The organism is Streptomyces calidiresistens (assembly GCF_014141525.1).
Lineage (GTDB): Bacteria > Actinomycetota > Actinomycetes > Streptomycetales > Streptomycetaceae > Streptomyces > Streptomyces calidiresistens.
Map to the genome: position 1 here is coordinate 1 of NZ_VKHS01001034.1, position 1,603 is coordinate 1,603.

Here is a 1,603-nt window from a genome sequence, read left to right on the forward strand (position 1 = left end):
CACCCATGCCCGCCCCGGTCGCGGCTCCGACCTGCCGCCGTGGCGGACCGTCGCGCCGATCTTCGAGCGCAGCGCCGCGATCCCGCTGCGCGACGAGCTGCCGCCGAACACGGACGGCTGGTGGCCCACCACCGCCCTGCACCTGCGCCGCAACCCCGAGCCGCTCTCCCTGGCCCGCTACGCGGCGATCCCGGCCGGCGGCAACCGCAAGCACCTGACCGGGGTGTACGCCAAGACCGACCGCGCCGGGCGGATCCGGCTCTCGCACGAACCGGGCTGGGAGAACATCCCCGGCCCGGCGACGTACCTGTCCACGCCCAGCTGGGACAACCACCGCAACGGCTCGGGGGACGTGATGGGCCGCCTGCACGCCGACCGGCCCTCGGTGACCATCCGCACCGAGTTCTACAAGCCGGAGAAGGGCCGCTACCTGCACCCCACCGAGCACCGGCCGATCACCCACCTGGAGGCGGCGCTCATCCAGGGCTTCCCGGACGACTTCCGCTGGTGCGGCTCGCGCACCTCCATCGCCCGGCAGATCGGCAACGCCGTGCCGGTGGGGCTGGGCACGGCCGTGGCGGGGGCCGTCCACCGAGCCCTGCGCGGCTGACCGGACGGCCGACCGCACGGGCCCGCGCCCGTCAGCCGGACCGGCCCCGGCGCCACAGCGCGGCCGAGGCGGTGTCCAGGGCGGCGAGGTCGTCGGGGGACAGCACGATGTCCCGGGCGGCGGCGTTCTCCTCCAGGTGGGCGAGCCGGGTGGTGCCGGGGATGGGCACCACCGGCACCCCGAGCTCGGCGGCGCGGGAGGCCGACCAGGCCAGGGCGATCTGACCCGGCAGCGCCCCGTGCCGCCGCGCCACGTCGCCCACCACCCCGCGCAGGGCCCGGAGTTCCTCGCTCTCCCCGGTGGGCCCGCGCCCGTCGGGGCGGGCGCCGGGCGCCGCGCCGGCGAGCAGCCCCGCGCCCTGCGGGGCGTAGGGGACCACGGCCACGCCCAGCTCCGCGCAGACCGTCGTCACGGCGTGCGTCCCGTCCCCCTCGGTTCCGGTGGGGTCCTCGATCACCCGGTCGGTCAGCGACCAGGAGGACTGCAGGGCGGCGATCGGGTGGACGGCGTGCGCGGCCCGCAGCTCGGCGGCGGTGACCGCCGACAGACCGATCGCGCGGACCCACCCGGCGGCCACCTCCCGCGCCATCGCCCCCACCGATTCCTCGATGGGCACCTCCGGGTCCCGCCGGTGCAGGTACCACAGGTCGATCACGTCGGTGTCCAGGCGGCGCAGGCTGTTGCGGCAGGCCGCCCGGATGTGGTCGGGGTCGCCGCGCAGCACCAGGGAGTCGTTCGGGCCGATCAGCGCGCCGACCTTCGTGCACAGCAGGGCCTCGCCGCGTCGGGAGCCGGCCCGCCGGCCGCCCAGCGCCCGGCCGACCAACTCCTCGTTGCGACCGTTGCCGTACAGCTCGGCGGTGTCGAGCATCGTCACCCCGAGGTCCAGGGCGCGGTGGATCACCTCGCGGCCGGCGAGGTCCCCGGCGGAGTCCGGTTCGCCGGTCATCCGCATGCAGCCGAGGCCCTGGGCGGGCAGCGGGAGCGAGTGGG

Annotated in this window: 2 protein-coding genes; one reads left to right on the forward strand and one right to left on the reverse strand. The window is 76.8% G+C overall.

Annotation, left to right across the window (positions count from 1 at the left end; all coding sequences use genetic code 11):
• The coding region (locus tag FOE67_RS25220; RefSeq protein WP_182667127.1) for a DNA cytosine methyltransferase at positions 1-610 on the forward strand (610 nt) is incomplete at its 5' end.
• Between the two features lie 31 nt (positions 611-641).
• Here FOE67_RS25220 and FOE67_RS25225 read toward each other — a convergent pair.
• The coding region (locus FOE67_RS25225) for an aldo/keto reductase (RefSeq protein WP_323385491.1) at positions 642-1,603 on the reverse strand (962 nt) is incomplete at its 5' end.